The 16,958-nt window shown below is 67.1% G+C and carries 14 protein-coding genes; 2 read left to right on the forward strand and 12 right to left on the reverse strand.

Annotated elements, in window-relative coordinates; all coding sequences use genetic code 11:
• Window positions 1-2: 2 nt before the first annotated feature.
• Window positions 3-710, reverse strand: a complete 708-nt coding sequence (gene lipB, locus AC06E7_RS03825) for a lipoyl(octanoyl) transferase LipB (RefSeq protein ID WP_478063077.1) — start codon at window positions 708-710, stop codon at window positions 3-5.
• The gene (locus AC06E7_RS03830) at window positions 698-976 is read right to left on the reverse strand and encodes a DUF493 family protein (protein ID WP_068854041.1); all 279 of its coding nucleotides are present in this window, start codon (window positions 974-976) and stop codon (window positions 698-700) included. The genes lipB and AC06E7_RS03830 overlap by 13 nt, the downstream gene beginning before the upstream one ends.
• Window positions 977-1,168: 192 nt before the next feature.
• Here AC06E7_RS03830 and AC06E7_RS03835 point away from each other — a divergent pair, with 192 nt between their 5' ends.
• Window positions 1,169-2,230 (forward strand): lipid A deacylase LpxR family protein, encoded by a 1,062-nt coding sequence (locus AC06E7_RS03835; RefSeq protein ID WP_093533521.1) that lies wholly within the window; start codon window positions 1,169-1,171, stop codon window positions 2,228-2,230.
• A 373-nt stretch (window positions 2,231-2,603) separates the two neighbouring features.
• Here the strand turns inward: AC06E7_RS03835 and AC06E7_RS03840 are convergent, their stop codons facing one another.
• The 8 genes from AC06E7_RS03840 to AC06E7_RS03875 form a co-directional block, all read right to left on the reverse strand.
• A complete protein-coding gene (locus tag AC06E7_RS03840) occupies window positions 2,604-3,821 on the reverse strand; it encodes a D-alanyl-D-alanine carboxypeptidase family protein (protein ID WP_478063079.1) in 1,218 nt (405 codons plus the stop codon).
• 60 nt (window positions 3,822-3,881) lie between these two features.
• Entirely contained in the window at window positions 3,882-5,129 is a 1,248-nt protein-coding gene (locus AC06E7_RS03845; RefSeq protein WP_320457952.1) for a septal ring lytic transglycosylase RlpA family protein, read from the reverse strand.
• Window positions 5,126-6,271, reverse strand: coding sequence for a lytic murein transglycosylase B (mltB, locus tag AC06E7_RS03850; RefSeq protein WP_449324540.1), 1,146 nt, complete (start codon window positions 6,269-6,271; stop codon window positions 5,126-5,128). Before mltB ends, AC06E7_RS03845 begins: the two co-directional genes overlap by 4 nt.
• A gap of 465 nt (window positions 6,272-6,736) precedes the next feature.
• Entirely contained in the window at window positions 6,737-7,849 is a 1,113-nt protein-coding gene (rodA, locus tag AC06E7_RS03855; protein ID WP_068854046.1) for a rod shape-determining protein RodA, read from the reverse strand.
• Window positions 7,846-9,909: a penicillin-binding protein 2 gene (gene mrdA, locus AC06E7_RS03860; RefSeq protein ID WP_478063083.1), complete on the reverse strand. Its 2,064-nt coding sequence runs from the start codon at window positions 9,907-9,909 to the stop codon at window positions 7,846-7,848. The genes rodA and mrdA overlap by 4 nt, the downstream gene beginning before the upstream one ends.
• A 1-nt stretch (window position 9,910) precedes the next feature.
• The gene (mreD, locus tag AC06E7_RS03865; RefSeq protein ID WP_068854048.1) at window positions 9,911-10,396 is read right to left on the reverse strand and encodes a rod shape-determining protein MreD; all 486 of its coding nucleotides are present in this window, start codon (window positions 10,394-10,396) and stop codon (window positions 9,911-9,913) included.
• Window positions 10,393-11,397 (reverse strand): rod shape-determining protein MreC, encoded by a 1,005-nt coding sequence (gene mreC, locus AC06E7_RS03870; RefSeq protein ID WP_478063085.1) that lies wholly within the window; start codon window positions 11,395-11,397, stop codon window positions 10,393-10,395. The genes mreD and mreC overlap by 4 nt, the downstream gene beginning before the upstream one ends.
• Before the next feature lie 159 nt (window positions 11,398-11,556).
• Window positions 11,557-12,603 (reverse strand): rod shape-determining protein, encoded by a 1,047-nt coding sequence (locus AC06E7_RS03875; protein ID WP_038686189.1) that lies wholly within the window; start codon window positions 12,601-12,603, stop codon window positions 11,557-11,559.
• A 274-nt stretch (window positions 12,604-12,877) separates the two neighbouring features.
• On the opposite strand from AC06E7_RS03875, the gene AC06E7_RS03880 reads away from it, so the two are divergent.
• The gene (locus AC06E7_RS03880) at window positions 12,878-13,816 is read left to right on the forward strand and encodes a carbohydrate kinase family protein (protein ID WP_095362973.1); all 939 of its coding nucleotides are present in this window, start codon (window positions 12,878-12,880) and stop codon (window positions 13,814-13,816) included.
• Window positions 13,817-14,067: 251 nt separating this feature from the next.
• On the opposite strand, the gene AC06E7_RS03885 is transcribed toward AC06E7_RS03880, so the two are convergent.
• Both AC06E7_RS03885 and AC06E7_RS03890 read right to left on the reverse strand, forming a co-directional pair.
• Entirely contained in the window at window positions 14,068-14,799 is a 732-nt protein-coding gene (locus AC06E7_RS03885; protein WP_320457949.1) for a hypothetical protein, read from the reverse strand.
• A gap of 110 nt (window positions 14,800-14,909) precedes the next feature.
• Complete coding sequence (locus AC06E7_RS03890; protein WP_478063088.1) at window positions 14,910-16,841, reverse strand: M1 family metallopeptidase; 1,932 nt, start codon at window positions 16,839-16,841, stop codon at window positions 14,910-14,912.
• Window positions 16,842-16,958: the final 117 nt, after the last annotated feature.

The raw sequence follows: 16,958 nt of genomic DNA on the forward strand, positions 1-16,958 counted from the left end.
GCTCAGGCCGCGTCAGTCAGATCGGGCAGGTCCGTGGCAGGCTGGAGGTCCAACCCGAACTGGCGGGCCAGATGGCCCAGCAGTACCGGCTTGACGGCCGCCATGCCGGACGGTCCCCCCAAGTCTACCATCGAGGTGACCTGCAGCCCTTGGTAGCCGCAGGGGTTGATGCGGTGGAACGGCTCGAGGTCCATCGCCACGTTGAAGGCCAGCCCATGGAAGGTGCAGCCGCGGCGGACCCGGATGCCCAGCGCGGCCACCTTGGCCCCGCCCACGTAGACCCCCGGCGCGCCGTCCAGCCGTTCAGCCCCGATATTCCATTCGTCCAGCGTGTCGATGATCGCCTGCTCGATCCGGCACACGTAATCGCGCACCCCGATCCCCAGCCGGCGCAGCTGCAGCAGCGGGTAGACCACGATCTGGCCCGGCCCGTGGTAGGTCACCTGGCCGCCGCGGTCCACGTGCAGCACCGGGATATCGCCCGGGGCCAGCACGTGTTCGTCCTTGCCGGCCTGGCCCAGGGTGAACACCGGATCGTGCTCGACCACCCACAGCTCGTCCGGGGTGTCGTCGTTGCGCGCATCGGTGAAACGCTGCATTGCATGCCAGACCGGCGCATAGGGCTGGCGGCCCAGGTCGCGCACGATCGCCGGCTGCGCCGGGCGCTGGCCCGGTGCAGCGCTGGTTTCGCAGCTGGTTACAGCGTCCACTTCACTTCCGGGTGATCGCGCAGCGCGGTGTGGGCAAGGTCCAGCTGCTCGCGGCTTTCGGCCATGAAGACCAGCTTCACGGACACGTATTTGCCGTTGGACGAGGTCTTCCAGGTGATGCGCTCTTTGAGCACCTGGATGCCGGCCAGATGCAGCAGCTGCGGAAGTTCGTGCTCCAGACCGATGTTCGCGGCGCCCATGGCGCTGAGCTCGAATTGACCGGGGAACTGGAAGCCGTGTTCGGGATTGTCAGACTTGATTTCCATGACCGCGATTATGGGGACGGAAGCGTCTGAACCCAAGACCTGCATGATCGTGCGCACAGCTGCGCCGAACGATACGTGAAGATCGGCCTTCACGAACAAGACGCACCAGTGCGTGCGCGGTGCTGGTCAGGGCATCACGCCGTGAATACCCTGCTCCCGCTTAAAAATGAATAAACCATCCGCGGGAATCTTATGCTTCTGAAGCGATTCGCGTTACCGGCCGCACTTGCCGGTGTTCTTGCAGCAGCCGCGCCTGCGGTACAGGCAGCCGAACAATGCGGGCCCGACGCCATGCGCGAGCACCCGCCGCAGGTCAACTTCCGCGTCGACAACGATCTGTTCGGCGGCGCCGACCAGGACCAGGGCTACACCAACGGGGCGCAGATCACCTTCGTCTCGCCCAACCTGGTCGATTACACCGACGATCCGTGCCTGCCGAAGCTTGCCCGCTGGGTCAACCGCCACCTCGAACGGCTGGCCCCCGGCGAGTTCGAGCAGCAGAACATGATCTTCAGCTTCGCCCAGCAGATCTACACCCCCAAGGACTTCACCCGCCGCGACGTGATCGAGGACGATCGGCCGTATGCCGGCGTGCTGATCGGCAGCTTCGGCTACAACGCCCGTCGCGGCGACCGCCTGCAGACCACCCAGCTCGCGCTCGGCGTAGTCGGGCCGTGGGCGCTGGGCAAGGAAGTGCAGGACGCCGTGCATGACGCGCTGGGCGATGAGAAATTCCAGGGCTGGGACAACCAGCTGCACAACGAGCCGGTGTTCATGCTCACCCACGAGCGCATGCACCGCTGGGGCGATGCCGAGGACAACCTGGCCGGCTGGGGCTGGGATGCGATCAGCCACTACGGCGGTGCGGTCGGCAACCTCGCCACCCACCTCAATGCCGGCGGCGAAGTCCGCTTCGGCTGGAAGTTGCCGGACGATTTCGGCAGCACCCCGCTGCGCCCGGCCGGCGAAAACACTGCGCCGACCCGCGGCGGCAAGCCGACCGGCTGGTCGTTCCACCTGTTCGCCACCACCGACGCGGCCTGGGTGATCCGCGACATCACCCTGGACGGCAACACCTTCCGCAACAGCCACAGCGTGGACAAGCGCAACTGGGTGGCCCAGGGCGGCTACGGCCTGGCGGTGATGTACAACCGCTGGAAGTTCGCCCTCGCCCGCTACCACAGCACCCGCGAGTTCGACCTGCAGGACCAGTCGCCGATCTACGGGTCCTTCACGATCAGCCGGTCGCTCTGAGCGACCGGAATCCCCACGGGCCCGTGACGGTGACGGGCTCGTGGTTGATTGATCCGGATCCCGATCGGAACGTATGAATTCGTAGCCCCGGCCGTTGGCCGGCTGCTCTTCGTTCCACGGTCATGACCGCCCGACGCGCGGCTTCGGAACGTGTAAACGCCGGGACGTTGACCGCGATCGTTGCGCAACCGCCTCCGGATACCTGGGCCGCGCTGCGCGCGGTTTCCGGCCAACGGCCGGGGCTACGAATTTTTACGTAACGTCCCCGGATCGGGATCAATCAACCAAGAGCAAGGAACCGTTACGGACCCATTGCGCGAAAAAAAAGACCGGCGCGAGCCGGTCTTTTTTTCATTGAATACGGGCGGAACCGTTATTCCGATTCCCACCACATCCAGAAGCTGTCCCACAGGCGCTTGAAGAAGCCGGCTTCTTCCACCGCGGCCACCGCCACCAGCGGGGCCTGCGCCACCACCTTGCCGTCCAGGGTCACCTTCAGCGTACCCACTGCCTGGCCCGCGGTGAACGGGGCTTCCAGGGTCTTGGGCACGTCGATGCTCGGCTTGAGGTCGTTGTAGCGGCCGCGCGGCACGCTCACCAGCAGCGGCTGGGCCACGCCCAGCTGCAGCGTATCGGCCTTGCCCTTCCACACCTTGTGTTCGGCCACGGCCTTGCCCGGCTCGTACATACGGTGCGTTTCGAAGAAGCGGAAGCCCCAGTTGAGCAGCGCCAGGCTGTCGTCGGCGCGCTGCTTCTCCGAAGCACCGCCCAGCACCACGGCGATCAGGCGCTGGTCGCCCCGCTGGGCCGAGCTCATCAGGCAGTACCCCGCTTCGGAGGTGTGTCCGGTCTTGATGCCGTCCACGCTCTGGTCGCGCCACAGCAGCAGGTTGCGGTTGGGCTGGGTGATGTTGCCCACGGTGAATTCCTTCACCTTGTTGTAGGCGTAGGTTTCCGGGTAGTCGCGCACGAACGCACGGCCCAGCAGCGCCAGGTCGTAGGCGGTGGTGCGATGGCCTTCGGCGCTCAGGCCATGGGCGTTGACGAAGTGCGAGTCCTTCATGCCGATCCTGGCGGCGTAGCTGTTCATCAGCGAGGCGAAGGCTTCTTCGCTGCCGGCCACATGTTCGGCCAGCGCGATGGCGGCGTCATTGCCCGACTGGATCGCCATGCCCTTTTCCATGTCTTCCAGACGCGCGGTCTGGTTGACCGGGAAGCCGCTGTAGCTGCCGTCGGTGCCGGCGCCACCTTCGCGCCAGGCACGCTCGCTCATCATCACCTGGTCGTCGGCACGGACCTTGCCGTTCTTCACTTCGGCGGCAACCACGTACGAGGTCATCACCTTGGTGATGCTGGCCGGGGCCAGCTGTTCATGGATGTTCTCGCCGGCCAGCACCTGGCCGGTGGCGTAATCCATCAGCACCCAGGCCTTGGCCACGCTGGGCTTGGGCGCCGGCGGGGTGGCCACGGTAACGGGGGCGGCGGCGGCAGGAGCGGGTGCCGGGGCCGGGGTCGGCAAGGGGGTCTGGGCGGAGACCATGCCCACGAACAGGGTCGTGGCCATGGCAGCAGCGGCAAAGCGGAATTTCATCGGACAGCAAGCTCCAGGAGGGCGCCAAGGGAATTACAGGGGACGGTCATTGTAGGTCGTTTACTCTTTCACGATCTGCGGCGACCCGAATCCCAGACCGACAATGCGGCCCGCAAGTTCCGAGGCGCTGGCATGGTCGGCCGCCGGCACCCGCAGGCGCCACAGGGTGCGGCCGCCGCTGACGATGTCGCTGATGCTGGCGCCGACGATGCCGGCCGAGGACAGCTGACCCAAGGCCTTGGTGGCGTTCTCGCGGCTGGCAAAGCTGGCCACCTGCAGCAGCACATTGCCGACCTGCTGCTGCAACGAGGGGCTGGGTGTGGCGGCCGGGACGGGCGCAGGCAGGGGGCGGGCAGCGGCAGCCACCGGCGCAGCCGCCGGCAGCGCGCTCACCGTGACCGGGCCCGTCTCCAGCGTTGCCGCCTGGGTCGCGGCCGGCTGGGCCGGGCCGGCCGGACGCGCGGCAGGCGCCGGCAATGCGCCGACCAGCTTGTCCATGTCGCTGGCGCGGCGCACCGTGGCCGGCGGCGTTGCAGCCGCCACGGTCGCGGCCGCTTCCGCCGCACGGCGCTCACGGCGCGAGGGTTTGTCGGCCAGCAGGTTGTCCTCGCCCGGGGTCAGCGCGCGTACTTCCACGTTGCCGGTGCCGCGCTGGGTGATGCCCAGGCGCACGGCGGCGGCGTAGCTGAGATCGATCACCCGGCCGTCGTGGAACGGGCCGCGGTCGTTGACCCGCACGATCACCGATTCGCCGTTGTCCAGGTTGGTGACCCGCGCAAAGCTCGGCAGCGGCAGGGTCTTGTGCGCGGCGGTGAAGGCGTACATGTCATACACCTCACGGTTGGAGGTAAGCCGGCCATGGAACTTGGCACCGTAGTAGGACGCCGTGCCCTTTTCGGCATAGCCCTTGGGCCGGTCCAGTACCTGGTAACTCTTGCCCAGCACCACGTAAGGCGATTTGTTGCCGATCGCCGAGCGTGGCAGGTCCACCACGTCCGGTTCGGGAATGCAGGCCACGTTGGGAATGTAGGTCGGCGTGCTGTCGTTGACGCCCGGCTTGTACAGCCCGCCCGCGCGGTAATCGCCGCGCGTGCTGGGATCCTCCGACGCGGCCTTGTACGGCGAGCCTTCAGGGCAATGCGCAGGGCGGTTGCCCTTGCCCTTGCCCTGCCCCTGCACCAGCGCGCCCGACGGTTTGCCGGTAGTGCCGCTCGCGCTGGGCGGCTTTTTAGGTGCACTGCTGCAGGCGGCCAGCGCCAGGATCAGCAGGCCGGGAACCGCCCATCTGCAGCGCGCGCGTGCGTTCATGCCGGCGGCAGCTCCTGGCCGGCGATGGCCTGCGACAACTGGTACACGGCCATCGCGTACATCTTGGACAGGTTGTAACGGGTGATGGCGTAGTAGTTCTGGAAGCCCAGCCAGTACTGCTTGCCGGTGCTGCCCTCCAGCGTGATCGGGGTGGCCGTCAGCCCGGACGGGACAGATGCCGCGGGCTGGTAGCCGCGCTGGGCCAGGTCGGACAGCGTCCAGGTCGGGGTCCAGTCGGTGGGGTCGAACGGCGCGCGGCCGGGCGCCAAGGTGGCCGGCACCGCAACCGGGCCGCCGCGCACCCACCCGCCCTTTTTGACGAAGTAATTGGCGATGGAAGAGAACACGTCGTCGTAGCTGGTGAACAGATCGCGGCGACCATCACCGTTGCCGTCCACGGCGAAGTCCAGGTAGCTGGACGGCATGAACTGGCCCATGCCCATCGCGCCGGCATAGCTGCCCTTGATGGACAGGATGTCCAGCTTCTCGTCGCGGCTCAGCGCGAACAGGCGCGCCAGCTCATCGCGGAAGAACAGTTCGCGCCGCACTTCGCGTTCCAGCTTGGCCGGGTCGCCGCTGCGCGGGTAATTGAAGGCCAGCGTGTACAGCGCATCGAGCACGCGGTAGCTGCCGGTGTTGGCGCCGTAACTGGTTTCCACGCCGATGATCGCCACGATCACTTCAGCCGGCACCCCGGTACGTTCCTGCACGCGCATCAACTCATCGCGGTGCTGGGCCAGGAACTTCCTGCCGCCGTCGATCCGCGCCTGGCTGATGAACATCGGCCGGTATTCGTTCCACGGCTTGACCCGCTCGGCCGGGCGCGACATGGCGGCAATGATCGGAGCGCGCACCTGCGCCTGGGCGAGCGTGGCCTCGATCTGCGCAGCGGGAATGCCGTAGCGGGCGGCGGTATCGCGCACGAAGTTGGCGCGTGCCACTTCGAACGGCACCGGGGTGAGGTCAACCGGCGGCGCGGTCGCTGCGGCCCCTTCCGGCGCGGCTTCGGCAGGCCCCTTGTGGGCAACTCCCGGCTTGTTGGGCGCACCTGACGCCTGCGGCGGCGGTGACGGGGAGTGCGGCTGGGTCGCGCAGGCAACCAAACCGAGCGTAAGCATGCAAGCCAAAGTGCGTCGAATCATCGCCGCAGGTTAGCAGGTCAAAGATGAAATAAAACCCCTAACACCATGAATCCCAACGATTTGCCCGAAGTTTCGGGGGTTCGTTAAGAGCGTGTGTAAAGGTATTCCGGCTGCGCCCCCATCCCCATGGGCGCAACCGGGCTACCGACCCGGTCGATACTGGTGCGACGCGCTACTCCCCAGCGCAACGCCGCACCCCCTGTACCCGTTGGGTCAACTACGTCCCGCAGCGCCTTGCGCGTCGCTTGGCTCGATGCGCAGCTGCTTGCGGGCCGCCATTGTGCAGGCCGTTTACGACAAGTCCATTGATCCTGATCAAGCGCATTCATATTTGTGCGCTGCATCTCAGTTTGCCGACAGGTTGTTGACACCTTCTGCACCCACGCCGCCGATTTCAGCATATTCGTCACGCTCCAATAACGAATCTGCGCAAGATCCCGTCTCGACTTGCCGATCTTTTGACGGTCAGCTGTAGCCGCCGTGTACCGGGTTGTGGCTGCGCGCGGCCATCACCAGCCCGAACCCGGCGAGCAGCGATACCGCCGAGGTGCCGCCGTAGCTGATCAGCGGCATGGGCACGCCCACCACCGGCAGCAGGCCGGAGATCATGCCGCCGTTGACCAGCACGTAGACGAAGAACGCCAGGCCGGTGGCGCCGGCCAACAGGCGCGAATAGGAATCGCGCGACTGCGAGGCGATCCACAGGCAGCGCCCGATCACCACCAGGTACAGGAACAGCACCAGCGCCACGCCGATCCAGCCGAACTCCTCGCTGAGCACGGAGAAGGCAAAGTCGGTGGTCTGCTCGGGAATGAAGTTCAGGTGCGACTGCGAGCCCTGGCCCCAGCCCTTGCCATCGAAACCGCCCGAACCAATGGCGATCTTGGACTGGATGATGTTCCACCCAGCGCCCAGCGCATCCATCTCCGGGTCCAGGAACATCATGATGCGGTCTTTCTGGTAGGGACGCAGCAGCCAGATCCAGGCGACGGGTGCGGCGGCGGCGACGCCCCCCACGGCCACGCCCACCCACCACCACGGCAGGCCGGCCAGCAGCAGCACGAACGCACCGCTGGCGGCGATCAGCACGCCGGTACCGAAGTCCGGCTGCAGCATCACCAGCCCGGTCGGCACCCCGATGATCACCGCGCTGACCATCACCGTGGAAAAGCGCGGCGGCAGCGGCATGCGGTGCAGGTACCAGGCCACCATCATCGGCAGGCTGACCTTGAGCAGCTCGGCCGGCTGCAGGTAGAACAGCTTCAGGTCCAGCCACTGGCGGCCGTACTTGCCGGTGCCGAGCACGAACACGGCCAGCAGTGGGATCATCGACACCGCGTAGATCAGCGGGGTGGCCGAGCGGATGCGCAGGATCGGCATGCGCGAAATCGCCCACATCGCGCCCAGCCCGACCACGAAGCGCGCGCCCTGGGCGAACACCAGCGAATCGCCGCCGGCGCTCTTGAGCACGGCAAGCCCGATCAGCATCAACGCGCCCAGCGCCAGGCACAGCACCCAGTCCAGGGTGCTGCTGAAGCGCACGACCATGTCGCTGGCCCAGCGCAGGAAATCCTTCATCGGCTGCGCTCCGGCGGTGCGGGGGGTTGGGCCGCGGGCGCCAGTGGCTCGCCAGGCACGGGTGGCGGCGCGGGAACCGGTTCGGGCAGGCCGACCAGCACCGGCAGCGATTCCAGCACGGCGGCAGCGGCATCGCCGGCCTCGCGCGCGGCACTGTCGCCCTCGAATGCGGTGATGCCGATCGCGGTGGTGCCGCGCAGGCTGTCCAGCGGCTCCATGCCCTCGGGCATCTTGCCCAGCAGCCAGGCATCGAACAGCTTGCGCGCGATCGGCGCTGCCGCCGAGCCGCCGTAGCCGCCGCCCTCGACCGCAATGGCCAGCACGATCACCGGGTTTTCGGCCGGCGCAAAGCCCACGAACAGCGAGCGGTGGCGCAGGTGCATCGGCAGGCTCTTGGGGTTCACCGCCGCGGTGCCGCGGCGGCTGATCACCTGCGCGGTGCCGGTCTTGCCGGCGATGGTGTACGGCGCGCCGGCCGCCGCGCGCGCGCCGCTGCCGCCCGGGCGCATGGTGCCCATCATGCCTTCGCGCACGGCTTGGAGGTTGCCCGGGCTCGGGCTGACCGGCTTGCTCGTGCCGGCCGGCGTGGGCACCCAGTCCGAATCGAAGCTTTCGCGCTGCTGCATCACCAGGTGCGGGGTGCGCAGCTGGCCGTCGGCAATGCCGCCCACGCCGTGCACCAGCTGCAGCGGGGTGACCTTCCAGTCGCCCTGGCCGATGCTGACGTTGACCGTATCGCCGGGATACCAGCGTTCCTTGCGGGATTTGTACTTGTTCTGCGGCGACGGCAGGATGCCGCCGATCTCGCCGGTGAGGTCGATACCGGTGGGCTCGCCGAAGCCGTAATAGCCCATGTAGTGGTCGAACCGCTCGATGCCCAGGTCCAGCGCCAGCTTGTAGTAATAGGTGTTGACCGACTGGGTGATCGACTTGCGCAGGTCGGTCCAGCCGTGGCCGCCACGGTTGGCATCGCCCCAGCCACGCGAGGTGCCCGGAAGGTAGAACATGCCGGTGGAGAGGATCTTGTCTTCGGGCTTGCGCACCCCGCTGTCCAACCCGGCCAGGCCGATCAGCGGCTTGATGGTCGAACCCGGTGCCACGCCACCAAGCACCAGGCGGTTGAACTGCGGGCGCGAGGGGTTGTCGTTGAGGGCCTTGAAATCGGCATGCGAGATGCCGTTGACGAACAGGTTGGGGTCGTACGACGGCAGGCTGACCATGGCCAGGATTTCGCCGGTGCGCGGATCCATCGCCACGCCGGCGCCGTCGAAATCGCCAAAGGCCGCCACCATGGCGCGCTGCAGGTCGGCATCGATGGACAGGCGCAGGTCGTTGCCCGACTGCGCCGCGACCCGGCCGATGGTGCGGATGGCGCGGCCCTGCACGTTGGTTTCAACCTGCTCGTAGCCGACCTTGCCGCGCAGCTGCTGCTCGTAATAGCGCTCCAGGCCGGACTTGCCGATATGGGTCAACGCGGCATTGCCCTCGCCCAGCGTTTCCAGGTCCTTGTCATCGACCCGGCCGACGTAACCGATGATGTGCGCGAACAGATCGCCGTAGGGATAGCGGCGGGTCAGGTAGGGTTCCAGCTCCACGCCGGGATAGCGCCAGCGGTCGACCGCGAAGCGCGCCATTTCCTCGTCGGTGACCCGCAGCTTCAGCGTCACCGGCAGGAAGCTGCGACGCGCCTTGCGTGACTTGTTGAACGTTTCCAGGTCTTCCGGCGTGATCGTCAGGATCTTCGCCAACCCGGCCAGGGTGGCGTCCATGTCCTTGACCTTGTCCGGGGTGATGTCCAGCCGGAACGCGGGCACGTTTTCGGCCAGCAGCCGCCCGTTGCGGTCATAGATCATGCCGCGCCCGGGCACCACCGGCCGCGGCTTGATGCGGTTGGCTTCCGAACGCGTGGCGTAGGTGTCGTGGTCCAGCACCTGCAGCTTGAAGTACCACCCGCCCAGCCCGACCAGGCAGACCAGCACGCCGAGGAAGCCCAGCGCGGCGCGGCGCCGGAACTGCTCGGCTTCGGCGCGCGGATTCTTGGCCTGGCGGCGCACGTACATGTCAGCGCCCGCGGCGCCCGAAGCGCACGGCGTCGAGCAGCACGAACACCAGCGGCCACAGCCCCATGCCCAGCAGCGGCGCCCACCAGTACGACCACGGCAGGGTCGGTTCGCCCACGGCGATGTGGACCACGGCGCTGACGATGCGGTCGTTGAACAGCAGGCCACCGATGGCCAGCACCTGCTGGGACATCGGGAAGAAGCGGATGCGCGCACGGAAGCGCTGCAGGATGAAGGTGAGCATCACCAGCCGCAGCGCCTGTTCGCCGAGCACGCCGCCGTACAGCAGGTCGGCGATCACGCCGCAGGCGAAGGCCACGCCCAGCCCAACCCGGTCCGGGGCTTCGATGACCCAGTACGCCAGCACCAGCGCCAGCCAGTACGGGCGCAGCGGCTGCAGCAGCACCGGCAACGGCAGCAGGCCGAGCAGCAGCGCCAGCACGATGCTGACCGGGAGCACCCAGGGTTTGTCGCGCAGGCGGCTCATGGGGTGGGCCCGGTTGGGGATGGCTGGGGTGCGGGTTGGGCCGGTTGTGGCGCGGTTTCCGTGGGCCGACTAACAGTCGGCGCTACCGGGGTTGCCGCCGCAGGTGCAGGCGCTGCCGGTCCGCCTGCGGCTTCGGACAGTTGCACATTGGGCGGAACGCGAATTGCTGCGCCGGGGCGGAGAAGCAGTACGTCGCGGCCGCGGTCGAGCTGGGCGGCGGGCTTGAGTTCGCCGACCAGGAAGGCATGGGTGTCGTCCGGGCGCAGGGCGGTGATCCTGCCGACGGGGAAGCCGGCCGGGAAACGGCCGCCCAGCCCGGAGGTGACGATCTCGTCGCCCACTTCCACCCCGGCGCTGAGCGGAATGTCGCGCAGTTCCAGGGTGTCGCCGCGGCCGTAGACGATCAGGCGCACGCCGTTGCGGGCCACGGTGACCGGCACCGCGTGGTCCGGATCGGTGAGCAGCAGCACGGTGGCGTTGCTGGCGGTGGTGGCGATCACCTGCCCCATCAGGCCGCCGGCGTCGATCACCGCCTGCCCCATGTGCACGCCATCGCGGGTGCCGGCGGCCAGCACCAGGCGCTGCCGGACCGGGTCCAGGTCGATGTCCAGGATCGGCGCCAGCTGCACGTCCAGCCCGCTGCGTTCGGCCACGTTGAGCAGTTCGCGCAGCTGGGCGTTGTCCAGCGCGGCGGTCTGCAGGCGGGTCAGGCGCGCATTGGCGATCAGCAGCTGGTTGCGCAGCTCGCGGTTCTCATCGACCAGCTGGCCGTGGCTGGCCGCATTGTCCTTGACCTGGGTGCCAAGCCGGCCCGGCAGGCCGGCCAGCGCCCACACCGGCTGCACCAGCACGTTGGCCTGGGCGCGCGCGCGCGCCAGCCAGCCGGCCTGGTCATCGAGCACGATCAGGGTGATGGCCAGGGCCAAATAGGCGAGCAGCCGCAGGGGGCTGCTGGCATCACCCTGGCGGGAGGCTACGGGAGGACCGGCGTAGGGCGGCACGACTGGCTTCGACTGGACAAGGTGGAAAGGGAGCGCGGGGCCGCCACGTGCGGCGGCACCGGGATGCAACAACGCCCCGGCGCTGCGATGCCCGGCGTGGCAGGCACGCAGCGGGCATCACGCCGCAGGGGCGCGTCCAACACACAGGACCGGTACGGCTTACTCCGGCGCAAAGAACTCGTTGCCGTGCATGTCCACCAGCTCCAGCGCACGACCGCCACCGCGGGCCACGCAGGTGAGCGGGTCGTCGGCCACCTGCACGTGCAGGCCGGTCTCCTCGGAAATCAGGCGGTCCAGGTCGCGCAGCAGGGCGCCACCACCGGTCAGCACGATGCCACGCTCGGCGACGTCGGCGCACAGTTCCGGCGGGGTCTGCTCCAGCGCCAGCTTGACCGCGCTGACGATGCCCGAGAGCGGTTCGTGCAGCGCTTCGAGCACTTCGTTGGAGTTGATCTTGATCATCTTCGGCACGCCCTCGGCGAGGTTCCTGCCGGAGATTTCCATCTCGATGACCTCGGCCTGCGGGTAGGCGCAGCCCAGCTCGACCTTGATCCGCTCTGCGGTGGCCTCACCGATCAGCATGCCGTGGTTGCGGCGCACGTAGTTGGTGATCGACTCGTCGAAGCGGTCGCCGCCGATGCGCACCGAGGCCGAATAGACGATGCCGTTCAGCGAGATCACGGCCACTTCGGTGGTGCCGCCGCCGATGTCGATGACCATCGAGCCACGGGCTTCGGTGACCGGCATGCCGGCGCCGATCGCGGCGGCCATCGGCTCTTCGATCAGGAACACGTCACGGGCACCGGCTTCCTCGGCCGATTCCTTGATGGCGCGGCGCTCGACCTGGGTCGAACCGGCCGGCACGCAGACCAGCACGCGCGGGCTCGGGCGCAGGAAGCGCGACTTGTGCACCTTCTTGATGAAGTGCTTGAGCATCGCCTCGGTGTAGGTGAAGTCGGCGATGACGCCATCCTTCATCGGGCGGATGGTGGTGATGTGGCCCGGGGTACGGCCCAGCATCTGCTTGGCTTCGGCGCCGACGGCGGCCACCGAGCGGGTGCCACCGATGGCACGGTCCTGGCGAACGGCCACGACCGACGGTTCGTTCAGCACGATCCCCTGCCCGCGCACGTAGATGAGGGTATTGGCCGTGCCCAGGTCGATGGACAGGTCATTGGAGAACATGCCACGCAGTTTCTTGAACATCTGGGAGTTGATCCTGAGGGGTGTCGCGCCCAACGCGGGATGGCGAAAAATTGGGCAGAATTCGAGGTCGACAAGCCTAGCAATCCCCCTGTGCGCGAGCAAGGAGAAATGTCCGTCAACGCCAGCCTTGGCGGCCATTCAGCCCAATCCGGACAGCCGGGGTTCTGGCCCTGCGGCGCCGCACCCGTTAACCTTTGCGCCATTGGGCGCCTCAGGGCGCCGTTTCGTTGCCCGCCTGCCGGGCCTCAAACCCCTTCCGCATAGGCCTTAATCGATGTCCGCTTTGATCTGTGGTTCTCTTGCCTTCGACACCATCATGGTGTTCCCGGACCAGTTCAAGAATCACATCCTGCCGGACAAGGTGCACATCCTGAACGTGTCGTTCCTGGTGCCGCGCATGCGCCGCGAGTTCGGCGGCTGCGCAGGCAACATCGCCTACAACCTGCACCTGCTGGGCGGCGAGCCGATCCCGATGGGCACGGTGGGCTCGGACTTCGGCCCGTACCGCGAGTATTTCCAGGGCCTGGGCATCGACCTGAGCCGGATCAAGGTGATCGACGAGCTGTTCACCCCGCAGGCGTTCATCACCACCGACCACGACAACAACCAGATCACCGCCTTCCACCCGGGCGCGATGATGCGGTCCTACGAGAACCATGTGAAGGACGTGCCGGGCGTGACCCTGGGCCTGGTCGGCCCGGACGGGCGCGAGGGCATGATCCAGAACTCGCAGGAGTTCTTCGAGGCCGGCGTGCCGTTCATCTTCGACCCGGGCCAGGCCATGCCCCTGTTCAACGGGCCGGAGCTGCGCACCTTCATCGAGCAGGCCGACTACGTGGTGGTCAACGACTACGAGTCCAACCTGCTGCAGGAGCGCACCGGCTGGGACGAAAAGGAGATCGTGAGCCGGGTCAAGGCCTACATCACCACCCGCGGCCCCAAGGGCGCGGTCATCCACACCCCGGAAAAGACCTACGACATCCCGCCGGCGCACGAGCGCCGCGTGGTGGATCCGACCGGCTGTGGCGACGCCTTCCGCGCCGGCCTGATCTACGGCATCGAGAAGGGCTACGATTGGCTGACCATCGGCCGCATGGGCAACCTGATGGGCGCGCTGAAGGTGGAGCATCCGGGCACGCAGAACCAGCGGTTCACCTTCGAAGAATTCAACGAGCAGTTCAAACAGCAATTCGGTTACGCGCTGGGCGCGTAACCGAATCGCTGGTTGACCTGCTCGCCCAGAATTCGCCTCCGGCGAATTCTGGGCCCCGTGGCATGTCTCCTATCCCCGCGCCTTCGGCGCGCCCCCTTAACAAAAGGGGGCTGTTCCTCCAGCGAGGTGCACCGCGCCGACTGTACCGACCAACGGTCGGTACCTACCGGGACACGCAAGGTTGGTACCTACCGGGACACGCAAGGTTGGTAGGTGTCGACCGTTGGTCGGCACTTTGCCTCACCGCTCGGTTAATTCCACCAGTTCGGCATTCGGCTGGCGTCTACGCCGCCGGTTTCGAATACTGCGGTGCGGGTGCCGCCGGCCTTGACCGGGAATTCGATGGTGATGGATCTGGCCTTGCGGGCCAGCTTCCATAGCGCCTTCTGGTCGGTGATGAACATCGCGATGGCCTCGTCGGTCTTCGGGCGCCAGGCGGCCATCGAGATCGGCTTGCCGTCGTCGACCGTCACCTTCACCGTGCACTGCGGGCAGCGGAAATCACCGGCCTGGAGCACCAGGTAGGCGTGGCGCTTCCACTCCGGGTGGTCGCGGAAGATCAACTGCACCGTCGTCGGGCCGCTGCCGTCCACGTCCACCCGCTCCTTGCTGTAGATCGAGGCCGAGACCTGGTTGCCCTTGCTGCCCACCGGCACCTGGTTGTACTGCCACAGGCCCTGCATGCGGCGTAGTTCGCGCGCGGTTTCGGCCTTGGCCTTGACCTCGGCGTAGCCGGGCTCGATCCGCGCGGCGACGTCGGTGTCCTTGTACTGGTCCAGCAGCGAACCGCCATGGATGCGCGCACGCTCCCAGTCCTGCGCGGCCACGGCCATGTCGTACTGCTTGGCCACGCCTTCGGCTTTTTCTTCCTGCTGCGCCTTGGCGGCGGCGGTCGCGGCTTCCTGCGCCTTGCGCTCTTCTTCCGGGTTGCTGCAGGCAGCCAGGGCCAGTGCACAGGCCGCGGCAAGGATCAGTCGTTTCATTACGGGCTCCAGGTGTCAGCGAGGACGCCAAGAGGCGTCACCTACCTACTTTAACAATGAAAAACGGCGGGGTTTTCCCCCGCCGTTCCTGTTCAACGCAGCGCTGGCGGTTACTTGCCCGCGCTTGCCTTGTCCAGCATGTCCTGCACCGATGCCGTGGTGATCGGGTGGTAGCTGGGCTTGGCCTTTTCAAAGGCCGCCTTGGCGAACGCCAGGCCTTCCGGGGTCTTCACCAGTTCGGCGTAGATCGGCAGGATCAGCTTGCGCCGGCCAACGCGTTCGATGAAGGCACCGGCCGCTTCATTGGCCTCCTGATAACCGCTGCGGATCGCCAGCGGGTACCAGCGCATGGCGATCTCGCCATTGGCGGTACCGGTGAACGCGTACGCCTTGTCCAGCGCAGCCAGCTTGTCCACGGGCAGGGTCTTGCCCATGCCGTCGATGAAGTGCACCCATTCCTGGGTACCCCATTCGCTGGTGATCTGCGCGCTCGGCAGCGTGCCACTGCCCTGCCATGCAATGCGCGCGGTATCGACGATGGAGAAGTTGCGCGAACGCGCCTTGGTGGCGAACGCCGGAATGCCCGGCTCGTCCAGCCATGCCTTCAGCTCGGCGTCGGTCACCGCGCCCGGCTTCTTGGACAGCAGGTTCTTCTTCAGGTACTCGACGAACTGGTCGGTGTTGGCGCTCTGGAATGCGTGGTCATCGAACCAGCCACGCAGGAACGGATCGAACACTTCACGCCCAAAGCGCTGCTCCAGGAACTGCAGGAACCACGAGCCCTTGACGTAGGCCACGTTGCTCAGCGCCTCGTCCGGGTCGCGCTCGGTCAGCGGCGGCAGGGCCAGGGCCTGGTCGGCCGGGCTCATGTCCTTGACCTCGGCCAGCAGGTCGTTCTGGTCGATCTCGCGCTCCATCTCGGCCATTTCCTGGCCATACAGCGCTTCGGTGATGCGGCCCTGCACGTAGGTGGTAAAGCCTTCGTTGAGCCAGATGTCCTTCCAGCTGGAGTTGGTCACCAGGTTGCCCGACCAGCTGTGCGCCAGTTCATGGGCCACCAGCGAGACCAGCGACTTGTCGCCCACGATCACGGTCGGGGTGGCGAAGGTCAGGCGCGGGTTCTCCATGCCGCCGAACGGGAACGACGGCGGCAGCACCAGCATGTCGTAGCGGCCCCAGCGGTATTCGCCATAGAGCTTTTCGGCCGCACCGATCATCTTCTCGGTGTCTTCGAATTCCTTGGCGGCCTTGCCGACCATGGTCGGTTCGGCCCAGACGCCGGAACGACCGGAGATCGGCTCGAACACCAGGTCGCCGGCGGCGATGGCCAGCAGGTAGGACGGAATCGGCTGCGGCATCTTGAAGGTGTAATCACCGTCACGCGCGGCCTTGGGGTCGTTGTCGGCGCTCATCAGCACCATCACGTCCGGGCGCGAAGCCACGTGCGCGCTGTAGGTGAAGCGCACGCTCGGCGTGTCCTGCAGCGGCACCCACGAACGCGCGTGGATGGCCTGGGACTGGCTGAACATGAAGGGCAGCTGCTTGCCTTCGGTCATCGACGGCTCCAGCCACTGCAGGCCCGAGGCGGTCGGCGCGGTGTGGTAGGTCACCCGCACCTTGCCCGGCTGGGCCGGGGCGTCGATGGTCAGCTTGCTGCCGAACACCTTGTCGGCCGGCGCCAGCGCGAACTGCAGCGGCGCGGCGCTGCCATCGGCGGCGACGGCTTCGACCTTCTCGATGGTGAGCTCGCGGGTGTCCAGCACCAGCTGCTTGGCTGCCTTGTCCTTCCACTCCAGGGTGTAGGTGGCGGTGCCGCCGATCTGCCTGCTGTCGAAATCCAGCTTCAGGTCCAGGCCCAGGTCCTTGATGACGACCTTGTCCGGTTCGGCGTAGGAACTTTCATCGTGGCTGCGGTTGACGGCTTTCACGGCAGTGTCGGCGCTCGGCTGGGCGGCGGGGGCCGCGGTCGGGGCGGCGGGCTCTTTGGAGCAGCCGGCGGCAAGCGCGACGGCCAGGGGAATCAGCAGGAACGGGGATCGCATGAATCGGGACCGATCAGGGTGAAACCGCCAGTTTACCCCTGACTTCGCCCGCCCGGGATGTGACCGGCTACCCATTCCCCATTCAGTCACCCTCGCACGGCAGGCGCGCCCCACCGG

It is taken from the genome of Stenotrophomonas sp. Steno-Z4, from assembly GCF_056393145.1.

What these genes read in the sequence shown, in the direction of transcription:
- AC06E7_RS03890 (WP_478063088.1), bottom strand. Translation starts at nt 16,841, where the DNA reads ATGCGATCCCCGTTCCTGCTGATTCCCCTGGCCGTCGCGCTTGCCGCC.
- AC06E7_RS03840 (WP_478063079.1), bottom strand. Translation starts at nt 3,821, where the DNA reads ATGAAATTCCGCTTTGCCGCTGCTGCCATGGCCACGACCCTGTTCGTG.
- AC06E7_RS03885 (WP_320457949.1), bottom strand. Translation starts at nt 14,799, where the DNA reads ATGAAACGACTGATCCTTGCCGCGGCCTGTGCACTGGCCCTGGCTGCC.
- mltB (WP_449324540.1), bottom strand. Translation starts at nt 6,271, where the DNA reads ATGATTCGACGCACTTTGGCTTGCATGCTTACGCTCGGTTTGGTTGCC.
- AC06E7_RS03830 (WP_068854041.1), bottom strand. Translation starts at nt 976, where the DNA reads ATGGAAATCAAGTCTGACAATCCCGAACACGGCTTCCAGTTCCCCGGT.
- AC06E7_RS03880 (WP_095362973.1), top strand. Translation starts at nt 12,878, where the DNA reads ATGTCCGCTTTGATCTGTGGTTCTCTTGCCTTCGACACCATCATGGTG.
- AC06E7_RS03845 (WP_320457952.1), bottom strand. Translation starts at nt 5,129, where the DNA reads ATGAACGCACGCGCGCGCTGCAGATGGGCGGTTCCCGGCCTGCTGATC.
- AC06E7_RS03835 (WP_093533521.1), top strand. Translation starts at nt 1,169, where the DNA reads ATGCTTCTGAAGCGATTCGCGTTACCGGCCGCACTTGCCGGTGTTCTT.
- mreD (WP_068854048.1), bottom strand. Translation starts at nt 10,396, where the DNA reads ATGAGCCGCCTGCGCGACAAACCCTGGGTGCTCCCGGTCAGCATCGTG.
- mrdA (WP_478063083.1), bottom strand. Translation starts at nt 9,909, where the DNA reads ATGTACGTGCGCCGCCAGGCCAAGAATCCGCGCGCCGAAGCCGAGCAG.
- AC06E7_RS03875 (WP_038686189.1), bottom strand. Translation starts at nt 12,603, where the DNA reads ATGTTCAAGAAACTGCGTGGCATGTTCTCCAATGACCTGTCCATCGAC.
- rodA (WP_068854046.1), bottom strand. Translation starts at nt 7,849, where the DNA reads ATGAAGGATTTCCTGCGCTGGGCCAGCGACATGGTCGTGCGCTTCAGC.